At 40.4% G+C, this 24,635-nt stretch carries 18 protein-coding genes and 1 pseudogene; 2 read left to right on the forward strand and 17 right to left on the reverse strand.

From position 1 onward, the window contains the following. From E7B10_RS09275 to E7B10_RS09295, 5 genes are all read right to left on the reverse strand, one after another. Positions 1-98, reverse strand: a 98-nt coding sequence (locus tag E7B10_RS09275; protein WP_038034850.1) for a GTP-binding protein, incomplete at its 3' end; no start/stop codon positions are given. A gap of 50 nt (positions 99-148) precedes the next feature. Beyond that, positions 149-2,224, reverse strand: a complete 2,076-nt coding sequence (gene fusA, locus E7B10_RS09280) for an elongation factor G (RefSeq protein ID WP_004693557.1) — start codon at positions 2,222-2,224, stop codon at positions 149-151. A gap of 15 nt (positions 2,225-2,239) precedes the next feature. After that, positions 2,240-2,710 (reverse strand): 30S ribosomal protein S7, encoded by a 471-nt coding sequence (rpsG, locus tag E7B10_RS09285; RefSeq protein WP_004693556.1) that lies wholly within the window; start codon positions 2,708-2,710, stop codon positions 2,240-2,242. Between the two features lie 52 nt (positions 2,711-2,762). Then, positions 2,763-3,137 (reverse strand): 30S ribosomal protein S12, encoded by a 375-nt coding sequence (gene rpsL / locus E7B10_RS09290; RefSeq protein ID WP_004693554.1) that lies wholly within the window; start codon positions 3,135-3,137, stop codon positions 2,763-2,765. Positions 3,138-3,213: 76 nt separating this feature from the next. Then, positions 3,214-3,459: a ribosomal L7Ae/L30e/S12e/Gadd45 family protein gene (locus E7B10_RS09295; protein ID WP_004693552.1), complete on the reverse strand. Its 246-nt coding sequence runs from the start codon at positions 3,457-3,459 to the stop codon at positions 3,214-3,216. Positions 3,460-3,814: 355 nt separating this feature from the next. Between E7B10_RS09295 and E7B10_RS09300 the strand changes: the two genes are divergently transcribed. Continuing rightward, the gene (locus E7B10_RS09300) at positions 3,815-5,836 is read left to right on the forward strand and encodes a BCCT family transporter (RefSeq protein ID WP_004696751.1); all 2,022 of its coding nucleotides are present in this window, start codon (positions 3,815-3,817) and stop codon (positions 5,834-5,836) included. A 260-nt stretch (positions 5,837-6,096) separates the two neighbouring features. Here E7B10_RS09300 and rpoC read toward each other — a convergent pair whose 3' ends face one another. The 3 genes from rpoC to E7B10_RS09315 form a co-directional block, all read right to left on the reverse strand. Further along, entirely contained in the window at positions 6,097-10,299 is a 4,203-nt protein-coding gene (gene rpoC, locus E7B10_RS09305) for a DNA-directed RNA polymerase subunit beta' (protein ID WP_008602498.1), read from the reverse strand. 29 nt (positions 10,300-10,328) lie between these two features. Continuing rightward, a complete protein-coding gene (gene rpoB / locus E7B10_RS09310) occupies positions 10,329-14,489 on the reverse strand; it encodes a DNA-directed RNA polymerase subunit beta (RefSeq protein ID WP_039965253.1) in 4,161 nt (1,386 codons plus the stop codon). A gap of 330 nt (positions 14,490-14,819) precedes the next feature. Next, positions 14,820-16,235, reverse strand: a complete 1,416-nt coding sequence (locus E7B10_RS09315) for an aspartate ammonia-lyase (RefSeq protein WP_004696758.1) — start codon at positions 16,233-16,235, stop codon at positions 14,820-14,822. A 316-nt stretch (positions 16,236-16,551) separates the two neighbouring features. On the opposite strand from E7B10_RS09315, the gene E7B10_RS09320 reads away from it, so the two are divergent. Further along, the gene (locus E7B10_RS09320) at positions 16,552-18,192 is read left to right on the forward strand and encodes a glycosyltransferase family 39 protein (protein ID WP_316055613.1); all 1,641 of its coding nucleotides are present in this window, start codon (positions 16,552-16,554) and stop codon (positions 18,190-18,192) included. A gap of 42 nt (positions 18,193-18,234) precedes the next feature. On the opposite strand, the gene rplL is transcribed toward E7B10_RS09320, so the two are convergent. The 9 genes and pseudogenes from rplL to tuf form a co-directional block, all read right to left on the reverse strand. Continuing rightward, positions 18,235-18,603 (reverse strand): 50S ribosomal protein L7/L12, encoded by a 369-nt coding sequence (gene rplL, locus E7B10_RS09325; protein WP_004693540.1) that lies wholly within the window; start codon positions 18,601-18,603, stop codon positions 18,235-18,237. A gap of 70 nt (positions 18,604-18,673) precedes the next feature. After that, positions 18,674-19,171, reverse strand: a complete 498-nt coding sequence (gene rplJ / locus E7B10_RS09330; protein ID WP_316055614.1) for a 50S ribosomal protein L10 — start codon at positions 19,169-19,171, stop codon at positions 18,674-18,676. A 175-nt stretch (positions 19,172-19,346) separates the two neighbouring features. Then, positions 19,347-20,057, reverse strand: coding sequence for a 50S ribosomal protein L1 (gene rplA, locus E7B10_RS09335; RefSeq protein ID WP_004693536.1), 711 nt, complete (start codon positions 20,055-20,057; stop codon positions 19,347-19,349). Positions 20,058-20,133: 76 nt separating this feature from the next. Beyond that, positions 20,134-20,559, reverse strand: a complete 426-nt coding sequence (gene rplK, locus E7B10_RS09340; protein WP_004693535.1) for a 50S ribosomal protein L11 — start codon at positions 20,557-20,559, stop codon at positions 20,134-20,136. 101 nt (positions 20,560-20,660) lie between these two features. Next, a complete protein-coding gene (nusG, locus tag E7B10_RS09345; protein WP_004696753.1) occupies positions 20,661-21,197 on the reverse strand; it encodes a transcription termination/antitermination protein NusG in 537 nt (178 codons plus the stop codon). A gap of 12 nt (positions 21,198-21,209) precedes the next feature. Continuing rightward, positions 21,210-21,431 carry a preprotein translocase subunit SecE gene (secE, locus tag E7B10_RS09350; protein ID WP_004693531.1) on the reverse strand — a complete coding sequence of 74 codons (222 nt, stop codon included), beginning with the start codon at positions 21,429-21,431 and terminating at the stop codon, positions 21,210-21,212. Between the two features lie 43 nt (positions 21,432-21,474). Continuing rightward, complete coding sequence (gene rpmG, locus E7B10_RS09355) at positions 21,475-21,624, reverse strand: 50S ribosomal protein L33 (RefSeq protein ID WP_004693530.1); 150 nt, start codon at positions 21,622-21,624, stop codon at positions 21,475-21,477. A gap of 275 nt (positions 21,625-21,899) precedes the next feature. Further along, complete coding sequence (locus E7B10_RS09360) at positions 21,900-24,137, reverse strand: nitric-oxide reductase large subunit (protein WP_221741250.1); 2,238 nt, start codon at positions 24,135-24,137, stop codon at positions 21,900-21,902. 335 nt (positions 24,138-24,472) lie between these two features. Continuing rightward, a pseudogene (gene tuf, locus E7B10_RS09365) lies at positions 24,473-24,635 on the reverse strand (elongation factor Tu); the annotation flags it as partial.

A 24,635-nucleotide genomic window follows, 5' to 3' on the forward strand; every position in this document is an offset into this window, starting at 1 on the left:
GTGATTGCAGCAGTCAAAGTAGTTTTACCATGGTCAACGTGACCGATTGTACCGATGTTAACATGCGGTTTCGTACGTTCAAATTTTTCTTTTGCCATTTTAAATTATCCTCCGAGGAAAATAGTAATTCTATTAATCTAATATGAGATTAACCGTTTTTCTTTGCTTGAATTTCTTCAGCAATTTTCTTAGGAACTTCTTCGTAATGATCGAATGTCATGGAGTAGTTACCACGGCCTTGCGTTTTGGAACGAAGGTCAGTTGCGTAACCGAACATTTCGCTCAATGGAACATATGCTTTGATATGTTGGGAACCATTACGAGCTTCCATGCCGTCCATGCGACCACGACGAGAGTTCAAGTCACCGATAACGTCGCCCATATATTCTTCAGGAACGTCTACTTCTACAGCCATGTATGGTTCAAGCAATGCAGGATCTGCTTTGCGAGCACCTTCTTTGAAGCCCATAGAACCAGCAATTTTGAAGGCCATTTCGTTGGAGTCAACGTCATGGTAGGAACCATCAAATACGATAACTTTAACATCAACCATAGGGTACCCAGCGATAACACCGGATTCCATAGCTTCTTTAACACCGCTTTCAACAGGTCCGATGTATTCACGAGGAATCGCACCACCTACAACCTTGTTTTCAAACTCGAAGCCAGCACCTGGTTCTTGAGGAATCAATTCCAACCAGCAGTGACCATATTGACCACGACCACCAGATTGACGTACGAATTTACCTTCAGCCTTAACAGCTTTACGGATAGTTTCGCGGTATGCTACTTGAGGTTTACCTACGTTACAATCTACTTTGAATTCACGGTTCATACGGTCAACGATGATATCCAAGTGAAGTTCGCCCATACCGGAGATAATAGTTTGACCTGTTTCTTCATCAGTACGAACTTTGAAAGTAGGATCTTCTTCTGCCAAACGAGCAAGAGCTGTACCCATTTTTTCTTGGTCAGCTTTTGTTTTAGGTTCAACAGCAACGGAGATAACTGGTTCAGGGAATTCCATGGACTCAAGAATTACAGGAGATTTTTCATCACACAATGTGTCGCCTGTAGTAGTATCCTTTAAGCCAACCGCCGCAGCGATGTCACCAGAATATACGCGTTCGATTTCTTTACGGGAGTTAGCGTGCATTTGAAGAATACGACCGATACGTTCTTTTTTACCTTTAGTGGAGTTGAAAACGTAGGAGCCGGATTCCAATGTACCGGAGTACACACGGAAGAACGCTAATTTACCAACATAAGGGTCAGCCATGATTTTGAATGCCAACGCAGAGAATGGTTCTTCATCGGAAGAAGGACGAGTTGTTTCTTCTTCAGTACCAGGAACAACACCCTTAATAGGTGGGATATCGATTGGAGCTGGCATGTAATCGATAACAGCATCCAATAACATTTGAACACCTTTATTTTTATAGGAAGAACCGCAAAGAACTGGGAATAATTGGTTAGCAATAACAGCTTTACGCAATGCCGCTTTCAATTCTTCCACAGAAATTTCTTCGCCTTCCAAATATTTCATCATGATATCATCATCTGTTTCAGCGATAGCATCGATCATCATTTCGCGACGAGCTTCTGCTACTTCTTGATATTCAGCAGGGATATCAGTGATTTCATATTCTTTACCGTCATCGGATTTATAAATTTCCGCTTTCATAGTCATCAAGTCAATGATGCCTTCAAAAGTATCTTCAGCACCGATTGGTACTTGAATAGCTACGGAATTTGCACCCAAACGAGCTTTCATCATATCAACTACGTTGAAGAAGTCAGCACCTACAGTATCCATCTTATTTACATAAGCGATACGAGGTACGCCGTAGTTAGAAGCCTGACGCCATACTGTTTCGGATTGAGGTTCAACGCCACCTTTAGCACTGAACACCGCAACAGAACCGTCAAGTACACGTAGAGAACGTTCTACTTCTACAGTAAAGTCAACGTGACCAGGAGTATCGATGATATTGATACGATGTTCTTTCCATTGACAAGTTGTTGCAGCAGAAGTGATTGTGATACCACGTTCTTGCTCTTGCTCCATCCAGTCCATCGTAGCAGCGCCTTCATGTACTTCGCCGATCTTGTGAACGATACCTGTATAGTAGAGGATACGTTCTGTAGTTGTTGTTTTACCAGCATCGATGTGAGCCATGATACCGATATTACGAGTTTTTGCTAAGGAAAACTCTCTTGCCACAGTTGTCACCTCTTATTACCAACGATAATGAGCAAATGCTTTATTAGCTTCTGCCATTTTATGAGTATCTTCTTTTTTCTTGATTGCAGCGCCTGCATTGTTGAAAGCGTCCATCAATTCGCCTGCCAAACGTTCTTTCATAGTGCGTTCACCACGAAGACGAGCATAATTTACAACCCAACGAATACCGAGGGTTTGACGGCGATCAGCACGAACTTCAACTGGCACTTGATAGTTCGCACCACCGATACGGCGAGCACGCACTTCAAGTACAGGCATAACATTTTTCAATGCTTGATCAAAAACTTCCATTGGGTCTTGACCCATTTTGGAACGAATAATTTCGAATGCATCATATACGATAGTTTCAGCAATGCCTTTTTTACCATCGTACATAACTTTGTTAATGAAACGTGTTACTAATTTGCTGTTGTACACCGGATCTGGAAGTACATCACGTTTCGGAACAGGGCCTTTTCTTGGCATGTTCAATTCCTCCTTTATAATGATGTGTGTTAATTTCGTTTAATGGCTAAAATTATTTTTTAGCTTTTTTCGCGCCGTATTTGGAACGACTTTGCATACGATTTTGTACGCCAGCTGTATCCAATGCACCACGAACGATGTGATAACGCACACCTGGAAGGTCTTTTACACGACCGCCTCTGATAAGTACAACACTGTGTTCTTGTAAATTGTGACCAATGCCTGGGATGTAAGCAGTTACTTCAATAGCGTTTGTCAAACGTACACGGGCAACTTTACGAAGCGCGGAGTTTGGTTTCTTTGGAGTAGCTGTGTACACACGAGTACATACACCACGTTTTTGTGGAGATTCTTGAAGGGCAGGAGCTGTAGACTTTTTAGTCAAGCTCATGCGGCCTTTGCGTACTAGCTGATTAATTGTTGGCATTTGGGCACCTCCTTTCCAAATTTGAGATTTATAATTGATCCGTCATAACAAAGTGTTACATCGGATATTACCAAGATTAACGTAGGACGCCTACAGCTGTGGCCCGCACCTTAATGCGACACGCACGACCGAGATCATCCATGGTGTGTTTGTCATTCACAGGTATTCCCTGTTCTTCACAAGCAATCCGTAAAGGCTGTACCACACGTTCATCACTATCACAACCCAGGAACACGTACTTCACAGCACCTTTAGCAATTTGTTTCAACGTTTGCTTGGCACCGATTGTTTTGTTCACCGACTTCAGATGGGCAATGTCCATTGTACTAATTCTCCTTACGAAATTATGCCCATTAGGCATACCTCGCCTAAAGCACTATGTAAGTATATCAATTACAGCAGTCCATGTCAAACAATTTCCAATGTCACACACCGCTCTACAGCTGCATTTTATGTGTACACTCATCCGTGTGTTTCATTCAATCTTAAATTATAAATGAAGAGTGATTTTTTATTCATATATTATTATTTTCATGTATAAATAATCATTCTATGCATTTGCTATTATTTTTTCTTTTACCAATTATGCAAAATTAATATAAACACCATTTTATTATGATATAAATTAATACAGAACAAATATTTGTATTTATAAGTTACTAAAGAAAGGAGATTATATGATTAAACTCATTAAACGTTATTCAAACTTTAATCCCCCTGTAATTATAGGTAGCTTGTCTATCGTCTTAGGGCTGAGCTTATGTGCCCTTCTGATTCCGCAAATATCTCAAACGATCCTCCAAGGGATTCGTGATATTATATTTGAAGATTTCAGCTGGTTTTATGTTTTATCCATAAGTCTCTTCTTTATCTTCAATATCTTTCTTGCACTTAGTTCGCTAGGTGACATCAAACTTGGTAGCGACGATGAAGAAGCGGAATTCTCTTATACAGCTTGGCTCGCCATGTTATTTGCGGCAGGTACTGGTGTAGGTCTCATGTTCTTCGGTACTGCTGAACCGCTCTCACATTATCACTCCGCTGTAGGCTTAGTCGATGGTGCTCCTAGCGCCAAGGAAGCGTTATTCCGCTCCATCTTCCACTGGGGCATCAATGCATGGACGGTATACGGAATTATGGCTTTAGCATTAGCGTATTTTGGTTTTCGCTATAAGTTGCCTTTATCACTACGTTCATGTTTCTATCCGCTGTGGAAGGATAAGATCAATGGCCCACGAGGGCACATTATCGATATCATCGCACTTTGTGTAACTTTATTAGGTATCGTAACCACCTTAGGATTTGGTGCGGCCCAACTAGGTGCAGGGTTCCTATATATTGATATCATCTCCACTAATGACTTTTCCGCCCAAACGGTCATCATTATCATCATTATGTCCATTGCCGTTCTATCTGCTGTTACAGGTATTGATAAAGGCGTTAAGCTGCTCAGCGAAATTAATATATCTGTTGCATTAGTCTTAATGCTTTTTGTACTCTGTGCAGGTCCTACATTACTCCTATTAAATACAATGGTAGAAAACTTTGGATACTATCTATCACATATTTTAGGGCAAAGCTTCTATACATCTATCTATACACCAGAAACCCGTCCATGGTTCTTCAGCTGGACCATACTATTCTGGGCTTGGTGGTTATCTTGGGCACCATTTGTGGGCATGTTCATTGCGCGTATTTCAAAAGGTAGGACTATTCGAGAGTTCATCTTTGGGGTACTCATTATTCCAACTGTTTTTACTATCGTTTGGTTTACTATCTTTGGTAATACTGCAATTTATATCGATGAAACAGTAGCAAACGGTGCACTCGGTGCATTAACCGATAAACCAGAACAACTACTCTTTGCATTCCTTGAATATTTACCATTATCCAGTTTAACTAGTCTTCTATCAATTATCGTATTAGCATTATTTTTTATCACATCTGCCGATTCAGGCATTTATGTGTTAAATAATATTGCGGCCTATGATAAATCCACTTCATCTCCAAAGTGGCAATGCTTAATGTGGGGCTCTGTAATGTCCTTTCTTGCCATCAGTTTGCTCAGCATTGGTGGGCTTAATGTACTACAATCGGTAACGCTCATTCTCGCCTTACCATTTGCAGCCTTGATGGTTATCATGTGCTACAGCTTATGGCAAGGATTATTAACAGATACGCAATACTTTAACACAAAACTTTCAACCACATCCATCTACTGGGACAGCAAGAACTGGAAACAAGGTCTTGCCAAAATACTCAACCAAACGCAATCGGAAGATGTTATTTCCTTTATGAAAACAACAGCATTGCCTGCTATGTATCAGCTCAATAAAGAATTAACCGAAGAGTACGGATTAACTACGAGAATTGACAAACATTTCAATGGTAACGACGCCTCCGTAGAGTTAACCATCGAAAAAGAATCAATGCGCAACTTTACCTATGGCATCAAACTCGTTACGCAAGAGGTATCGGATCATCTCATCGAAGATCCTAACATTCCTCACATTACTGAAAGTACCAACGCAATTCCTATGACATATTTCAGTGACGGACGCGCCGGATACGATGCGCAGTATATGACACGGGAGGATATCATTACCGATATCATTCGTCAGTACGAACGATATCTTACTTTATCGGATGACGTCGGTTATGACATCATGTCTCATGACGCGGAAGAAACAGCTGAATAGTTTTCATACCACAACCTTAACAAAGTATCATTTTATTTAACAAACTGATACTAACACATATCATGAAATCCTCAATTTATATAAACCTATAATTATAGAGACATATAATCATAGAGCTCATACACATATATCTCTCAAACCAATAATACCTATAACAAAAGGGTGCACCTCGCAGGTGCACCCTTTTTATTATGTCGCACAATATCAACTATGCAACAAGTCTATACAGTTAATATAGCTTAACGGCTAATCCAAAGTAATTAATCTTCAGACATAACCTCTTCCGTAATATCAATGATTTCAGGTGTATTTTTTACAACTTCAATCTTACGGTAACGACTCATGCCTGTACCAGCAGGAATCAACTTACCGATAATTACGTTTTCTTTCAAGCCCAATAATGGATCGATTTTACCCTTGATAGCAGCGTCGGTAAGAACACGTGTTGTTTCTTGGAAGGACGCAGCGGACAAGAAGGAGTCCGTTGCCAAAGCAGCTTTCGTAATACCCAATAGCGTGCGTTTGCCTGTAGCATTTTCACGACCATTGAGAGTAAGACGACGGTTTTCTTCGTCAAAGGTATTAACGTCCACCATATCCCCTGGAAGCATATCCGCATCACCAGCTGTTTCAATTTTAACTTTATGAAGCATTTGACGAACGATAACTTCGATATGTTTATCGTTAATTTCTACACCTTGGGATTTGTATACTTTTTGTACTTCGTATACGAGGTAACGTTGAGTTGCTTCAGTACCCATAACACGCATGATGTCATGAGGATTGATGGAGCCTTCAGTCAAACGAGCTCCCAAGGATACCACATCCCCGTCTTTAACGATGATGCGGGAGCCGTAAGGAATGAGGTAATCAAGTTCAATACCATCTTCACCAGTGATAAAGATAGTGTTCGTACCTTTCTTACCTTCATTAGGTACAACACGAACTGTACCTTCATTTTCAGCGATGATAGCATTACGTTTTGGTTTACGAGCTTCGAACAATTCTTCGACACGTGGCAAACCTTGTGTAATATCATCACCTGCGACACCACCAGTATGGAATGTACGCATTGTCAACTGAGTACCAGGTTCACCGATGGATTGTGCCGCAATAATACCAACAGCTTCACCAACTTGAACTTGGTTGCCAGTTCCTAGATCACGACCATAGCACTTGCGACATACGCCATATGGGCTACGACAAGTCAATACGGAACGGATTTTTACTGTTTCATAGTGTTTTACAACTTCATCAGCTAACGCCTCTGTGATTTCACCATTAAGAGGAACGATGACTTCGCCAGTTTCCTTGTTAACTAATTCTTCAGCTGCAATACGACCTACGATACGGTCTTTTAATGGCTCGATAACACCAGTGCCTTCAACGATAGCTTCCACTTCAATACCATGGATTTCATTGTTCCGCACTTGTACTTCTTTTACATCGGAGTTAAGGATAGCTTCGATGCCTTCTTCAGTAAGACGTGTATCAGCTGGGAAGATTTCTACCCCTTCGCTGTCAACGATTGCTTGTACAGTATCCTTGTTCAACATATTTTGAACCATAGTTTCTTTCAATGTTGCACGGATGCTATCGTCGCTTTCACCAAGAATAATTTTTTGAACCAAGTTAGTATGGTTAATATCGCTATCAGAGCCCAAATGTGCACCGCGCAATGCGATAGATGTAACACCAGCTTCAGCAATATCTGCCAAGCATTGTTCATCCAAGATAGTTTCAGCTGGTACAACAAGTTCCCCTGTTTCAGCATTCACAACATCTTTATCTAAAACGCGACCAATGAGTTTATCTTTAAGCAATTCTAATGCTTGACGTGGGGATGTAGCCAAGCGAGCACGTTCACGAACGAGATCGATACCTACAACGTCACAATCGTCCTCACGAACGATTACATCTTGAGATACGTCAACAAGACGACGTGTCAAGTAACCAGAGTCAGCTGTACGAAGCGCTGTATCGGCCAAACCTTTACGAGCACCATGAGAGGATGTAAAGTAATCCAATACAGTCAAGCCTTCTTTAAAGTTTGCTTTAATTGGCAAGTCAATGATTCGACCAGATGGATCGGCCATCAAACCACGCATACCAGCAAGCTGACGAATTTGTTGTTTATTACCGCGGGCACCAGAGATAGCCATCATATAAACAGGGTTAAAGCCGTCTTTATCGCACGCCATATTATCCATCATCGCATCGGTAACATCTTCTGTTGCCTTTGTCCATAATTGGATAGTTTTACGGTAACGTTCTTCTTCTGTAATAAGACCACGGCGGTACATACGAGATACTTTTTCTACCTCTTGTTCCGCTGTATCTAACAAGCTAGTTTTAACTTCTGGTACTTTAATATCAGCAATAGCTACAGTCATACCTGCGCGACGAGCGAAGGAGTAACCCAAGGACTTGATGCGGTCCAATAATTCTGCTGTTTTTTCATTACCAAACAATTGGAAACATTGATCAACCAATTTACCAACTGTTTTCTTATCCATAACCTTACCTAAAGAGTAAGTGCCATCTTCACGTTTCTCGTATTGCCACAATTCTGGGAATAAAGCATTGTTGAAGATCAAGCGACCTGCTGTTGTTTCTACACGGCCATGATCAGGTAAACGGATATAAAGAATATCTTGCAAACCAATGATATGAGACTCATAGGCAAGCATAACTTCATCATAGTTAGCAAATGTTTTTGCTTTATCACGAGTATCTTCGCGTACAACTGTTAGGTAGTATGTACCTAAGATCATATCTTGAGAAGGTACTGCTACTGGCTTGCCGTCCTTAGTAGACAAAATATTATGGCTAGAAAGCATCAATGTACGAGCTTCCGCTTGTGCTTCTACGGACAATGGTAAGTGACACGCCATTTGGTCACCGTCAAAGTCGGCATTGAAGGCTGTACATACTAATGGATGCAATTTGATAGCACGACCTTCCCAAAGGATTGGTTCGAAGGCTTGGATACCAAGTCTATGCAATGTAGGGGCACGGTTCAAGAGAACTGGATGTTCTTTAATTACCTCTTCCAAGGATTCCCACACGCCAGGGCCAATTCTTTCAACTTGGCGTTTAGCAGCCTTGATGTTGGATGCTTGACCGCGTTCCACCAAACGTTTCATAACGAATGGTTTGAACAATTCTAATGCCATTTCTTTTGGCAAACCACATTGGTGCATTTTAAGTTCAGGACCTACTACAATTACGGAACGACCGGAGTAGTCAACACGTTTACCGAGCAAGTTTTGACGGAAACGACCTTGTTTACCTTTAAGCATGTCGGACAAGGATTTCAATGGGCGGTTACCAGGACCTGTAACAGGACGACCGCGACGGCCATTATCAATCAATGCATCAACCGCTTCTTGAAGCATGCGTTTTTCGTTGCGCACGATGATATCAGGAGCACCCAAGTCGAGTAAACGTTTCAAACGGTTGTTACGGTTGATAACACGACGGTATAAATCGTTGAGGTCAGATGTAGCAAAACGGCCACCATCTAATTGGACCATAGGACGCAATTCAGGTGGGATTACAGGAACGATGTCCATAATCATCCATTCTGGACGGTTCCCAGATTGACGGAATGCTTCTACTACTTCCAAACGACGAACTGCACGGATTTTACGTTGACCACTAGCAGTGTTCAACTCTTCGCGCAATTCAGCATTTAATGCTTCAAGATCAAGTTCTGATAAGAGAGCTTTTACCGCTTCAGCACCCATGTCGATACATGCGAAGAGAACCTCTTCAGCAGCGCCTAACTCATAGCGTTCTTCGCGAGTTAATTCTTCGTATTCCTTATCAGCTTCTGGTATTGTTGCATCATCACGAAGAGCCGCATTATAGCGCTCTTTGCGTTGTGCTTCACGAACAATAGCTAAACGTTCATTACGTTGAGCCACTGTTTCGATTACGACGGATTTACCACCGATAGTATAACCGTCTTCATTAAATTGAGCTTCGTATTCGCGGTATTCTTGCTCGGACAACAATTGACGTTTTGTCAATGGTGTACCGGCTGGATCTACTACGATGTAGGAAGCAAAGTATAATACGCGTTCCAAAGAACGTGGTGATATGTCAAGGATAAGACCCATACGGGATGGGATTCCTTTGAAGTACCAAATGTGAGATACAGGAGTAGCCAATTGAATATGGCCCATACGTTCACGACGTACTTTCGCACGAGTAACCTCTACACCACATTTGTCGCAGACTACGCCTTTATGACGGATGCGTTTATATTTGCCGCAGTGACATTCCCAGTCCTTTGTTGGTCCAAAAATGCGTTCACAGAATAGACCATCACGTTCTGGCTTCAACGTACGGTAGTTAATTGTTTCAGGTTTCTTAACTTCCCCATGAGACCAAGATAAAATCTGCTCTGGAGAGGCTAAACCGATTCGCATGGAATCGAATTCATTTACGTCTAGCACTACTATCGCTCCCTTCCTTATAGATAGTTTTAGTCTTCATCGTTAGAGGAGTCGCCCATTGGGTACGCCAATTGGCTAAGGATATCATCTTCACCGCCATTATCAGCTGGTAATTCTTCCTCTTCCTCTACTTCTGGTTCTACTACAGTTACTTCATCAGTTTCTACAGCACTGCCTTCCATAACTTCTTCAATACCAGTTTCTACCACCTCATCTTCGTCCTCAAGTTCTTTCATAACAACTTCTTCTTGATCTTCATTCAAGATTTTTACATCGAGACCGATACTTTGAAGTTCTTTAAGCAATACCTTGAAGGACTCAGGTACACCTGGTTCAGGGATGTTTTCGCCTTTAACGATTTTTTCGTATGCTTTCACACGACCAACAACGTCGTCAGACTTAACAGTTAATAGCTCTTGAAGGGTATAGGCTGCGCCATATGCTTCTAGAGCCCAAACTTCCATTTCCCCGAAACGTTGGCCACCGAACTGAGCTTTACCGCCCAAAGGTTGTTGTGTAACAAGGGAGTACGGACCTGTAGAACGAGCATGGATTTTGTCATCAACCAAATGATGGAGTTTAAGCATGTAAACGTAACCAACTGTAACGCGGTTATCCATCGGTTCACCAGTACGACCATCATATAGAACAGTTTTACCATCATCAGGACGACCTGCAATCGCCAATGTTTCGAATACGTCCTTTTCGTGAGCACCATCAAATACAGGTGTAGCAATATGAATACCTGCTACATCTGGTTTTGGCATGCCATATTTGTCAAAATCATAGCCAAGGCTTTCCAACTCTTTGCGAATTTCAACGCGTTTTTCTTCAGCAGAGTGAATGTTGTTAAGAGTATTCTTGACTTTGCTAATTGCCTCTAATTCTTCTACAAGCGCAGGATCCATTTCAGGAGCCTCTTCTTCAGAATCAAAGAATTCTACATGAAGTGCATTGTATTTAGCTTCAATAGCTTTAAGCTCTTGGAAACGAGCTTCGCCACCCATAGCATCCAATTTCTTTTGCGCTGCTGCTTCTACATGTTTTAAAATTTTAGTTTTCAAAGCAATGATTTGCTCATTTTCTTCGAAATGATTTACCGTAACATCTTCCGCAACTTTCGCTTCCAATACCTCAATTTGAGCATAAAGGTCGCGGATTGCATCGATTTGTTCCCAGTAAGATGCATCAGTACGGGCTTCTTTCAACACGTTTTGAATGTGGAGGTCCGTAGCTTTGATTTTCATACCTAAGCCTTGAACAGCCCACCCCAAGTGAGTTTCAAGAACCTGACCGATGTTCATACGAGAAGGTACGCCCAATGGGTTCAATACGATTTGTACTGGAGTACCATCTGGAAGGAATGGCATATCTTCTTTTCTCATAACGCGAGAAACGACACCTTTGTTACCATGACGGCCCGCCATTTTATCGCCTTCATGAATCTTACGTTTTTGAGCGATATATACGCGAACAAGTTTATTTACACCTGGTTGTAATTCGTCGCCATTTTCACGGGTGAAGACTTTTACATCTACGACTTTACCAGATTCGCCATGAGGCACGCGCAAAGAAGTATCGCGAACTTCACGTTCTTTGTCACCAAAAATAGCACGCAACAAACGTTCTTCTGGAGTAAGCTCAGTTTCACCTTTTGGAGTAGCTTTACCTACAAGGATATCGCCAGGATGTACTTCTGCACCAATGCAGATAATACCATCTTCGTCTAAGTTTTTAAGTGTGTCGTCACCTGTATTAGGCAACTCACGAGTAATTTCTTCAGCACCTAATTTGGTATCACGAGCATCACATTCGTATTCTTCAATATGAATGGATGTATAGATATCTTCTTTGCAGAGTTCTTCACTAAGCAAGATAGCATCTTCGTAGTTATAACCTTCCCAAGGCATGAACGCTACAAGAACGTTATAACCTAATGCCAATTCGCCGCCATCTGTAGCAGGACCATCAGCCAATACTTGGCCTTTTACAACATGGTCCCCACGATTGACGATTGGTTTTTGGTTAAAGCACGTGGATTGGTTAGAACGAAGGAATTTATTCAAATGGTATGTATCAACACGACCATCGCTGTCGCGAAGAACGTGGATTTCATTACCCCAACAACGTACAACTTTACCTGCTTCACGCGCCAATACGCAAACACCAGAGTCAGTAGCTGCTGTATATTCCATACCTGTACCAACAAGTGGTGCTTGAGCGCGCAAAAGTGGTACCGCTTGACGTTGCATGTTCGCACCCATCAAGGCACGGTTAGCATCGTCATTTTCAAGGAATGGAATCATAGCTGTACCAATGGATACAACTTCTTTTGGACTAACGTCCATATAGTCAACCTTATCTGGTGTAACTTCCAATACATCATGACCACGACGACAAGCAACATGTTCAGTTGTGAAGTACCCCTCTGCATCAAGCGGAGAGTTTGCTTGGGCAATTGTCATGCCTTCTTCTTCATCAGCAGTCATGTATACTACGCTATCAGATACGCGCACTTTAACAACTTTATCAGCATCCTTGCCTTTACCATACACTTTTTCTACTTTACGGTATGGTGCTTCAATGAAACCAAATTCGTTTACCTTTGCATAGTTGGACAAGGAGTTAATCAAGCCGATGTTTGGACCTTCTGGAGTTTCGATTGGACACATACGGCCATAGTGAGAGTGATGCACGTCACGAACTTCGAAACCTGCACGCTCACGAGACAAGCCGCCAGGGCCAAGGGCAGATAGACGACGTTTGTGAGTCAATTCCGCCAATGGGTTTGTTTGGTCCATGAACTGAGACAATTGAGAAGAGCCAAAGAATTCTTTGATAGCTGCCACTACAGGGCGAATATTGATCAACGCTTGAGGCGTAATGGATTCAGTTTCTTGAATTGTCATGCGCTCACGAACAACACGTTCCATACGAGTTAAACCGATACGGAATTGGTTTTGCAACAATTCGCCTACGCAACGAAGGCGACGGTTACCCAAGTGGTCGATATCATCTGTATGACCTGCACCATCCATAAGGTTGAGCAAGTAAGAAATGTTAGCGATCATGTCTTCACGTGTTACTGTACGGTGATCATATGGTAAGTTGCAGTTATTACAGATAACTTTAGACTCTACACCATCATTATTTACGATATAGAATTCAGCAAAACCTTCACCATCGAAAACATGGCTATTAGCAACGATATCAAGTTGTTCTTCCCCAACTTGTACGCCTGCATCAAGGATAATTTCGCCAGTTTCTGGATCTACAATTGGTTGAGCTAATGTTTGACCCAACATACGTTGGCGCCAGCCAAGTTTTTTGTTCAATTTATAACGACCAACGCGCGCTAAGTCATAACGGCGTGCATCGAAGAACAAGTTATCGAACAAGTTACGAGCAGACTCTACAGTCGGAGGCTCGCCTGGACGTAATTTTTTATAGATTTCAACCAATGCTTCATCAGCAGATTGAGTTGTATCTTTTTCTAATGTACGAACGATGCGTTCATCATATACTGGTAAACCATCCTCATCAGTTTTACCATTCCAGAAGAGGTCGAGGATACTTTCATTCGTATCCCAACCTAATGCACGTACCAATACAGTAGCTGGTAATTTACGGTTACGGTCAATACGAACAGCCACCACTTCACTAGCATCTGTTTCAAGTTCAATCCATGCACCACGGTTAGGAATAACTGTGGAATCATACAAACGGTTACCCATTGTATCGATTTCTTTATTGTAGTAAACGCCTGGAGAACGTACTAATTGGGATACGATAACACGTTCTGCACCATTGATGATGAAAGTACCTGTATCCGTCATCAATGGGAAATCGCCCATGAAGACTTCTTGTTCTTTAATGTCCATATTTTCTGGATCATTATTTACCAAGCGAATATTTACACGAAGTGGTGCTGCGTAAGTAGCATCACGGTTTTTACATTCATTAATATCATACTTAGGTTCACCTAAGCTGAAACCTTCAAAAGAAAGTACTAGATTACCTGAATTGTCTTTAATCGGAGAAATATCGTTGAAAATATTTTGTAAACCACTCTCCAAGAACCACTCATACGATTTACGTTGAATGTCCAATAAATGCGGCATCTTGATAACTTCGTTAATTTTAGCGTACGTATAACGAGTTCGTTTGCCTACCTGTTCAGGTTTGAACATATTTGCTTTCACCCCTATCAAAACACACTGGTCTACCATTTTCTATAACGGCATGAAAAAGACATCTTACAGGTCTCAGTTTTCCTGCTCGGGCAACGTCAAATAAAGCAAGGTCCATTTCATTTTTAAAATAACCTTGCTTCCCATTAACCAAGCACAACCTTGGAAGAAAACCTCATCACTATTTGTGTTATAGTTTTTACATCCAAAAGCAGAAAACGCTACTTTTGCAATATATAATTCTATCAGTATTAAAAAAGACTGTCAACCAAAAGGGTTGACAGTCTTTCATTTTCATGCTTTATTCATGTATCAAAAGAGAACCATAAATTAGTTGCCTTTTTGTTTTAAAAGATTCGCACCAGCGATACCAGGGCGAGTCATTTCTTTAGGAGAAAGAATATGATTAATTTCATCCTCAGTCAATAAACCTTGATCCAAGATGATATCGCGAATAGCTCGACCTGTTTCATACGCTTCTTTCGCCAATGCAGAAGCTGTTTCATAGCCAAGATGTGGCAACAATGCTGTTACGATACCAACGGAACGATTCAACCAGTACTCGCATTGTTCACGGTCTACTTCAAGATCAACAAGCAATTTATCAACGAATGTATTTACACCGTTTTTGAGATAGCAAAGATTATTGAACAAGTTGTATGCCAATACAGGTTCCATAACATTTAACTCGAATTGACCATTTTCTACAGCTAATGTAATAGTAAGGTCATTACCGATAACTTGGTAACACACTTGATTCAATACTTCAGCGATAACAGGATTTACTTTTCCTGGCATGATAGAGGAGCCTGGTTGACGGGCAGGCAATTTTAATTCACCAATGCCACAGCGAGGTCCAGATGCCATTAAGCGGAAATCATTTGCCATCTTAATCAACACAAGTGCAGTTACCTTCAAACCGCTAGAGATATCAGCAAATACATCTGTATTGTTTGTGGCATCGATTAAATTCTCCGCAGTGTAGAACGGTTCGCCTACTACTTCGCTTAATTCGTACGCTACATCATGAATATAATTAGGTTCAGCATTAAGGCCTGTACCAACTGCAGTGGCCCCCATGTTGATTACATGTGCACCTTCAACGGCAGATTTAATACGTTTAATACCACGACGAATACCAGATGCATAAGCGCCCATCTCTTGTCCCAATGTAATAGGCACCGCATCTTGTAAATGAGTACGCCCCATTTTTAAAATTTCACTATATTCTTCAGCTTTTTTCTCAAGCTCATCAACAAGACGTTGCAAAGCTTCAAGTAACGGTTTAGATTTCAAAATTGCACAAACTTTAATCGCTGTTGGGAAGGCGTCATTTGTAGATTGTGCCATGTTACAGTGATTGTTAGGGCTTACAATATCATAGCTACCTTTTGGATGGCCTAAAATTTCACAAGCACGATTTGCCAACACTTCATTCATATTCATATTCACAGAAGTGCCAGCACCGCCTTGAATTGGATCAACTGGAAATTGGTCAGCAAATTCACCTGCAATAACTTCATCAGCTGCTTGAACAATCGCTTTACCGATAGATACATTGAGACGACCTGTTTTCATATTAGCTAAAGCAGATGCTTTTTTTACCATCGCTAGAGCTTTAATAAAATCTTGGTCTAAATGTTTCCCTGTAATATGGAAGTTTTCTAAGGCACGAATCGTTTGTACACCATAATATAACTCATCCGCTACTTCTAATTCACCTAGGAAATCATGTTCTTTTCTCATAATAGATCCTCTTTCCACTATTTCATATATTAGATGATAGTTTAATGAAACGGTTTTATCTTATGCGCTCATTATAGCATGTATTTTGTATACATAAAAGTCATTTCATGTATTCCGAATAAACAATATTCTATACAATATATTATTTCATAAATAATTATTTTTTTGTAACTATCTCCATATTATCTCCATATTATCTCCATATTATCTCCATATTATCTCCATATTTATAAAGGCTATGTTTTTATCTTTGATTGGTTTAAATATTACACGCCCTATAGTACAATAATATAAACTATGTAAGTAAGGAGTAACTATGATTAACAATCACATGCTGCGCATAGGTGCGCTCTTTTTATTAACCGTTTTGAGCTACGGCTTTTATAATGCCTATTTGCCAATCACTGATCCGGTGGAGTCCAACTATGTTCTCTCCGCCATCACCATGCTAAAACATAACTCATGGATATCCCCTATGATATACGATCACGTATGGTATGATAAACCACCGCTCACCTATTGGGCACTTATGATTACGTACAAACTATTTGGCATATCAGACTTTACATCTCGTATACCGAATACGCTTGTTGCGGGAGCCAGCGTAGCCCTAATGTATCATATAATTTACCGCATATCTAAAAATACTTTTGCTAGTGTACTCTGTGCTATTCTATTAATGAGTACACTACAGTTTTGGTACATATCTCATGCAATTATAACCGACGGATTTCTATTTCTCTTCACCCTAGCTATATTTGGATATAGTTATTTAGCATTTACCAACAATGACAAGTCAGCTATGGTGAAAGCTTACATTGCTGCGGCCTTAGCTGTAATTACCAAAGGACCTATAGGCATTATCTTACCTGGGCTGATATTACTTATTTATATATGTGCACGCTACGCCATCCATAGAAAAGATGAAAGATATCAGCTTTTAAAGGATATAAAATTACTATTTAATCCCTTGGGACTATTAGGCTTTATAGCGATAGCTAGCCCTTGGTATATTGCTATGTATTCCATTCACGGTGAGCAGTTTATTTCCGGATTCTTAGGTCTACACAATGTAGATCGAGCTCTTATATCTGAGCATCCTAAATTTAATGTATGGTATTACTATCTATTAATTGTACCCCTTTCACTATTACCATGGACACCTGTAATAGTCTATCATTTAAAAGATCTTAACTGGAAAGATGATTTTGATCTATTAGGTATTATATGGTTTATAGTTATAGTTCTATTCTACTCTCTAGTAGCTACAAAGTATCTAACCTACACATTACCTGCCATTATCCCTTGTATAATATGGGCGGCTGTAAAAATTTGTGAATTAGTTACTGACAAAGAAACCGGTGAATTTACTCAATCATTCAAAAAGTTTAATTATTTAATTACCCTACCACTAGGTATTTACTACATGATTTTTACATTTACTACAGCTTTTGATAAAAGTCTTGATAGTAAACCGTTAATCGTAGGTTCCTTTATTATAGTATGTATGATTTTAATCGGTCGATACTACATAACATCATTTTTTAAACTAGCAATATATGCTTTAGTTCCACTAATTACTTTATACTCAGCTATTACAATTACAGTACCACCAATATTATTTAATCAATCTGGTTTACAGTTTAGAACGTTCATCGAAGATACATCAAAACCAATATATGTATATGGCAGTTACTATACTTCTATTGTATATTACATGGATACTATACCCACCCAAGTTTTCGTAGATACAACTGATGATTCTATATGGACCGAAGGCAAAACATTAATGCCTACCATAACTAAAGAAACATTTTTAAGTAATACATCAAATAATCGCGGTGCCTATGTCATCGTTCCTAAAAAATATGATAAGGATTTCTCTAATACATTACCGTATCCAAAAGCCAAATTAGTTAACAAAACAAAACTCGCATCAATTTATAAACTCCAATAGAAAAAGGCGTACCCATAAGGTACGCCTTTAATATGTCCAGAATTATTTCAATTCTACGGATGCGCCAGCTTCTTCTAATTGAGCTTTCAAAGCTTCAGCAGCTTCAGCAGCTACGCCTTCTTTTACAGGTGCAGGAGCGCCGTCAACGATAGCTTTAGCTTCTTTCAAGCCAAGACCAGTTGCTTCACGAACAACTTTGATTACGTTGATTTTAGATGCGCCAGCATCTTTCAAGATTACGTCGAAGGAATCTTTAGCAGCGCCGCCTTCAGCACCACCAGCAGCTGCTACAGCTACAGGAGCTGCTGCAGTTACGCCAAATTCTTCTTCGATTGCTTTTACAAGATCATTAAGTTCAAGGATTGTTGCTTCTTTCAATTCAGCAACGATGTTTTCAATGTTCAATGCCATTTTAGATTTCCTCCATAAATTAGTTTATAGTGCCAGCCTCAAGCGGCCAACGAATACTTTGCAAAAAATATTATTCTGCAGGTTTTGCTTCTGCAACAGCTTTGACAACGTATGCAACATTGCGAACAGGAGCTTGCAATACGGAAAGCAACATGGAAAGCATACCTTCGCGATTTGGAAGAGATGCAATTGCTTTAACGCCTGCTGCGTCCATAACTTCGCCTTCAACGATACCAGCTTTAACTGTTACAACTTCTTTTTCAGTTGCTTTGATGAATTGTTCGATTACACGAGCAGGTGCAACAGCATCATCTTTAGAAGTAGCCAACGCAGTTGGACCTTCTAAATGCTCAGCGAAACCTTCAAGATTCAATTCGTTTGCAGCGATACGAGTCAAAGTATTTTTGATTACTTTGTATTCAACACCTTCAGCCAACATTTTGCGACGAAGATCAGTTGCTTGCGCAACAGTTAAACCAGAGTAACCAATCAATACAGCACCTTTTGCTTCAGAAAGAGTTTCTTTCATTTGAGCAACGATTGCTTTTTTTGATTCAGTGACAGCCATTAGATTACCTCCTTGTAGATTTTTTTGGTGCTCTATGTACTATCTTAGCGTAAAAACGACCCCATCGCACGCGATGAGGTCGTAACTAGTCCTAGGTTGTTCTAGTGTCAGCCTCAGCGGGCGGATTTTCATCCATTATACATACCAGCCGTCTACAGCTAAGAGACATATATAATTATTGCTCTTTGGAAACAGTGCTCAATTTGAACACGTTCAAAGGTACACCAGGGCCCATTGTAGCGGACAAGGTTACAGATTTAATGTATTGACCTTTAGCTGCTACAGGTTTAGCCTTGATAATAGTATCAACGATTGTACGGTAGTTGTCAAGTAATTTTTCTTCATCGAAAGATGCTTTACCGATAGAGCAAGAGATAATACCTGCTTTATCAGTACGATATTCGATTTTACCAGCTTTGATTTCGTTTACTGCACGAGCAACGTCTGGAGTTACTGTACCAACTTTAGGGTTTGGCATCAAGCCTTTAGGACCCAAAATTTTACCAAGACGGCCTACTTGACCCATCATGTCTGGTGTAGCAACTACTACGTCGAAGTCGCTCCAACCACCTTGGATTTTAGCTACTAACTCTTCAGAACCTACGAAATCTGCGCCAGCTTCTTCAGCTGCCTTAATATTGTCGCCTTTTGCGAATACAAGAACGCGTTTAGTTTTGCCAGTACCATGAGGCAATACTACTGCACCACGAACTTGTTGATCAGCGTATTTAGGGTCGACATTCAAGTTGAAAGCAATTTCAACTGTTTCATCGAAATTTGCAGTTGCAGTTTTCTTAACCAACTCAATTGCTTCTACTGGTTCGTAGAATTTACCAGCTTCAATAAGTTTTACTGCTTCAGCGTATTTCTTACCTACTTTTGCCATTATAATATCCTCCTTATGTGGTCAAACGGGAATTCCCTCCCACCGATTTGCGCCTTATGCGCAAGTCGTACGCTTATTAGTCAACGATTTCAATGCCCATGCTGCGAGCAGTACCTTCCACCATGCGCATACCTTGTTCTACGGTATTAGCATTCAAGTCAGGCATTTTCAATTCAGCAATTTCACGAACTTTATCGCGACCTACTTTTGCTACTTTATCACGGTTAGGTACACCAGAACCTTTTGGAATACCTGCAGCTTTTTTCAACAATACTGCAGCTGGTGGAGTCTTAGTGATGAAGTCGAAGCTACGATCTTCATATACATTAATAACTACTGGAATAATCAAGCCAGCTTGTTTAGCAGTACGTTCGTTGAATTCTTTTGTGAAAGCAACGATATTAACACCTGCTTGACCTAGTGCAGGACCAACTGGTGGTGCTGGAGTAGCTTTAGCGGCTTCAATTTGTAGTTTTACTTGTTTAACTAATTTCTTAGCCATGGGTAATTAAACCTCCTATGCTTATACTGTGGTGGTAACGGATATACATCCTCCCACTGGCAACCAAAATCGATTGCTCTTTTTAGAGTTATATTTATATATTAAAGAGCTTTCTCAACTTGAGAGAACTCTACCTCTACCTCGGTATCTCGATTGAACATTTCCACACTAAGTTTCAATGTTCCTTTTTCAGGGTTAAGTTCGGTAATAACACCTAGTTTATCTTCAAAGGCACCGGACGTAATGCGAACCGTTTCACCAACTTCTACATCAACGTTAATGGTTGGTTTCTTATCCAAGCCCTGAGACTTAAGTATATGTTCTACTTCGGAATCAGAAAGTGGAACTGGTTTTGTAGCAGAGCCAACGAAACCTGTTACACCTGGCGTGTTGCGTACAACATACCAAGAACGGTCATTAACTTCCATTTCCACCAATACATACCCAGGAAATATCTTGCGTTTTACTACTTTTTTAACCCCATCTTTTTCATCTATTTCGTCTTCAAGAGGCACCAAAATTCGGCTGATCACATCTTGTAGCCCCATAGATTGAACTTTAAGTTCAAGAGTGGTTTTTACTTTATTTTCGTAGCCTGAATAGGTATGAATTACATACCACTTCTTATCTGCTTCCATGTAATGGCCCCCTTATCCAACAAAGTGCAACAACGTATTAAAAAGTTGGGCAAAGAGTCCATCAAGCACAGAAATAATCAAAGCGATGAATATGGTCACTAAGAATACTACAATTGTGTAATTGATAAGCTCTTTTTTTGTTGGCCAGACTACTTTTTTTAGTTCAGCTTTCACACCGCGGAAGAATTTTCCAAATCCACCACGCTGCTGCACTGCTGAGTTAGACTTTGCCATTGTGTTTCACATCCTCAAATCAACAGGTAATGAATGATAAGAATTATTTTGTTTCACGGTGTAATGTATGTTTACCGCAGAATTTGCAATATTTCATCATTTCAATACGATCAGGATTGTTCTTTTTATTCTTGTTCGTTTGATAGTTGCGTTGTTTGCAATCTGTGCAAGCTAAAGTAATGGCATTACGCATCCGGATACACCTCGCTTTATATTTACTAATCTGTCTCTTGTACTCGAAAACGCTCGACTACATACTAAAAAACTATATCATACGTAGCAAGCGATGTCAAGAAATTAAGCAACTCAAAAAAGCCAGGCACGTATGCCTGACATGGATAGTATAACAGACAATGGCGCCCTTTGTCTACCCAAAGAACGCCATGTCATATTAGCTTATAGTTAGCTTATATGTCTATATATTATATTTAATATTATATTTACATATTTACTATATTGCTTCGTTTATTACTGTTTCTTTGTGAAAGTTACTTTCACGATTTGCCAGAAGAAGGCCAATGCCCCCAATATCATGATGGTATCGCCAACCATGCGAAGCCAACGCAAATTTTGTAACAATGGTTGTTGCATAAAGTCTTCGCTGCGAGCAAGCCATAAGCCTTGTGTAACACTTGCCCAACTTTGAATCAAGCCGATTGGCAATAGGCTGATAAGAACCATTAACGCAAGGCCCCAATTCAATGCCCAGAAACCGAATTTCATCAACTTGTCGTTAAATTCCACTTCAGGTCGAATATAACGAGCGATGAGGAATACAAAGCCTAAACTCAAGAACCCATATACGCCGAACAATGCCGTATGAGCATGAACAGCTGTCGTATTTAGACCTTGAATATAGAACAAGGAAACCGGCATATTAATTAAGAAGCCGAAGATACCTGCACCCACCAAGTTCCAGAAGGATACGGCAATGAAGCAGTATACAGGCCATTTTAGTCGATGCATCCAAGGAGCACTATGAAGGCGTGTATAATTTTCAAACGCTTCATATCCCAAGAGAACAAGAGGGACTACTTCCAATGCGGAGAACGATGCCCCTGTGGCCACGATAGTCGATGTAACACCGGTGAAATAAAGATGATGGAATGTACCAGGAATACCGCCGATAAGGTAAATAGCACCGGACGAAATCGCTGCTATGGTACCTGCACGATATGATACAAGACCAAGAGTTACGAAAATAAAGGCCATCAACGTAGTAGAGAATACTTCAAAGAAGCCTTCTACCCAAAGGTGAATAACCCACCAACGCCAGTATTCCATGATTGCCAAATGGCTGTGTTCTCCGTAGAAAAGACCTGGGCCATAGAAAATACCGACCATCACAACGGAGAAAATAAAGGCGGCAATAAGGTTTTTATCCCCTTTATTTTTGAAAGCACCAATGATGCTGCGCACCATGAGTACAAGCCAAAATAGAATGCCGATATATTCAATCCATTGCCATATGCGCCCCAACTCGATAAACTCATATCCTTGGTGACCCAAGTAGAAGTTTAGAGACGCCGGAATCTCATGAGCAACACCTAAATATGTACCTGTAAAGGACCCCACTACCAACACAACGAGTGCCCAGAATAAAATATCCACGCCCAATTTTTGGAACTTAGGATCTTTACCGCCATTAATAATCGGCGCCAAGAATAAACCGGCACTCAAGAATGCCATCGCAATCCAGAACAAGGATGCTTGAATATGCCAAGTACGAGCAATAGAATATGGGAAATACTGCGCCAATGGAATGCCATAGAAAGCCTGTCCTTCTACGGTGTAGTGCGCAATGATACCACCCATACCAAGTTGGAGTAAAAATAATGCCAAAATCGTAAATAAATATTTTCCTAAAGACCGTTGAGATGGTGTGAGATGCAATTTGGAAATTGGATCTTCCGCAGGCGGTGTTAATTCATGTTCATCTTGTTTGCGACCGAATGCCCACATCCATACGACAATACCAATACCACAAAGTAAAATAATAACACTCACAACAGACCAAGCTACGCTTTCCGGTGTTGGATTATGATCTAACAATGGCTCGTGAGGCCAATTGTTGGTGTATGTTGCATCTGTACCAGGACGTTGAGTCGATGCCATCCACGTAGTCCAGAAGAAGAATCGTGCCATATCAATACGATCTTTTAATTCTGGCAACGTATTGTCTTTCATCGCAAAATGATCGCGTGTTTCGGACAATTTAGGGTTATCACCATAAAGTTCAATAAAATATTGTCCGGTTAAATTCATCGCTGTAATACGTTCCGGTGAAAGCACAACAGTTCCATCTTCACGAACAGCACTGTTAAAGTACTCTGCTTTAACTGCTTCTTTAACAGCCGCTTTCTGCACATCACCTAACTGTTCATAAAGAACACCAAAAGCTTCTTGAGACTTGATATCAAGCATTACGGACACTTCTTTGTGCAACCAATCAGCTGTCCAGTCCGGGGCTTGATATGCGCCATGACCTAGTACGGTCCCTACAGATTGACCACCTGTAGATTGCCAAGCCGATTGACCATGTAAGATATCATCCTTAGTGAACAAAACCTGTCCATCTTGAGATACATACGCGGTTGGTACCGGTGGCGCTTGATGATATACATCCGTACCCAAATAGCCAAGAATAGAGAATCCAATAATAAGAACTGCTACTACGGCTATCCAATACTTTTTGTATTCGCCCATCACATTACCTCCTTTTCTATAAAAGCACAAAAAGAGAGCCTATGCTCTCCTCATATATAATATACACTAATTTTATAAATAAAGTTGTATCTAAGGTTACAATATATTAAAATTTCTTCTCAATTTGTATCAATAGTATGATTATCCTTTGAAGCCTGAATACAACGTATATGTCACATTACAAAATCATCATTGTTTCAATATATTAGCGATTCAATTCTATACTCTTAATCATCAATATATACAAAATAAAAGGGACCCATTGGGTCCCTTTTATTGAATCTAAAATTCAATTATATAGCTAATGTATCGATACATTGAGCTATAAACTTGTATTAACCTTCGATTTCTGTTACTACGCCAGCGCCTACTGTATGGCCACCTTCGCGGATCGCGAAACGAAGACCTTCTTCGATAGCGATTGGAGTAATCAATTCGATTTCCATTGTTACGTTATCGCCAGGCATACACATTTCTACACCTTCAGGAAGGTTTACA

Origin of the sequence: Veillonella sp. (assembly GCF_032470285.1) — a bacterium.
In the GTDB taxonomy this organism is placed as follows: domain Bacteria; phylum Bacillota; class Negativicutes; order Veillonellales; family Veillonellaceae; genus Veillonella.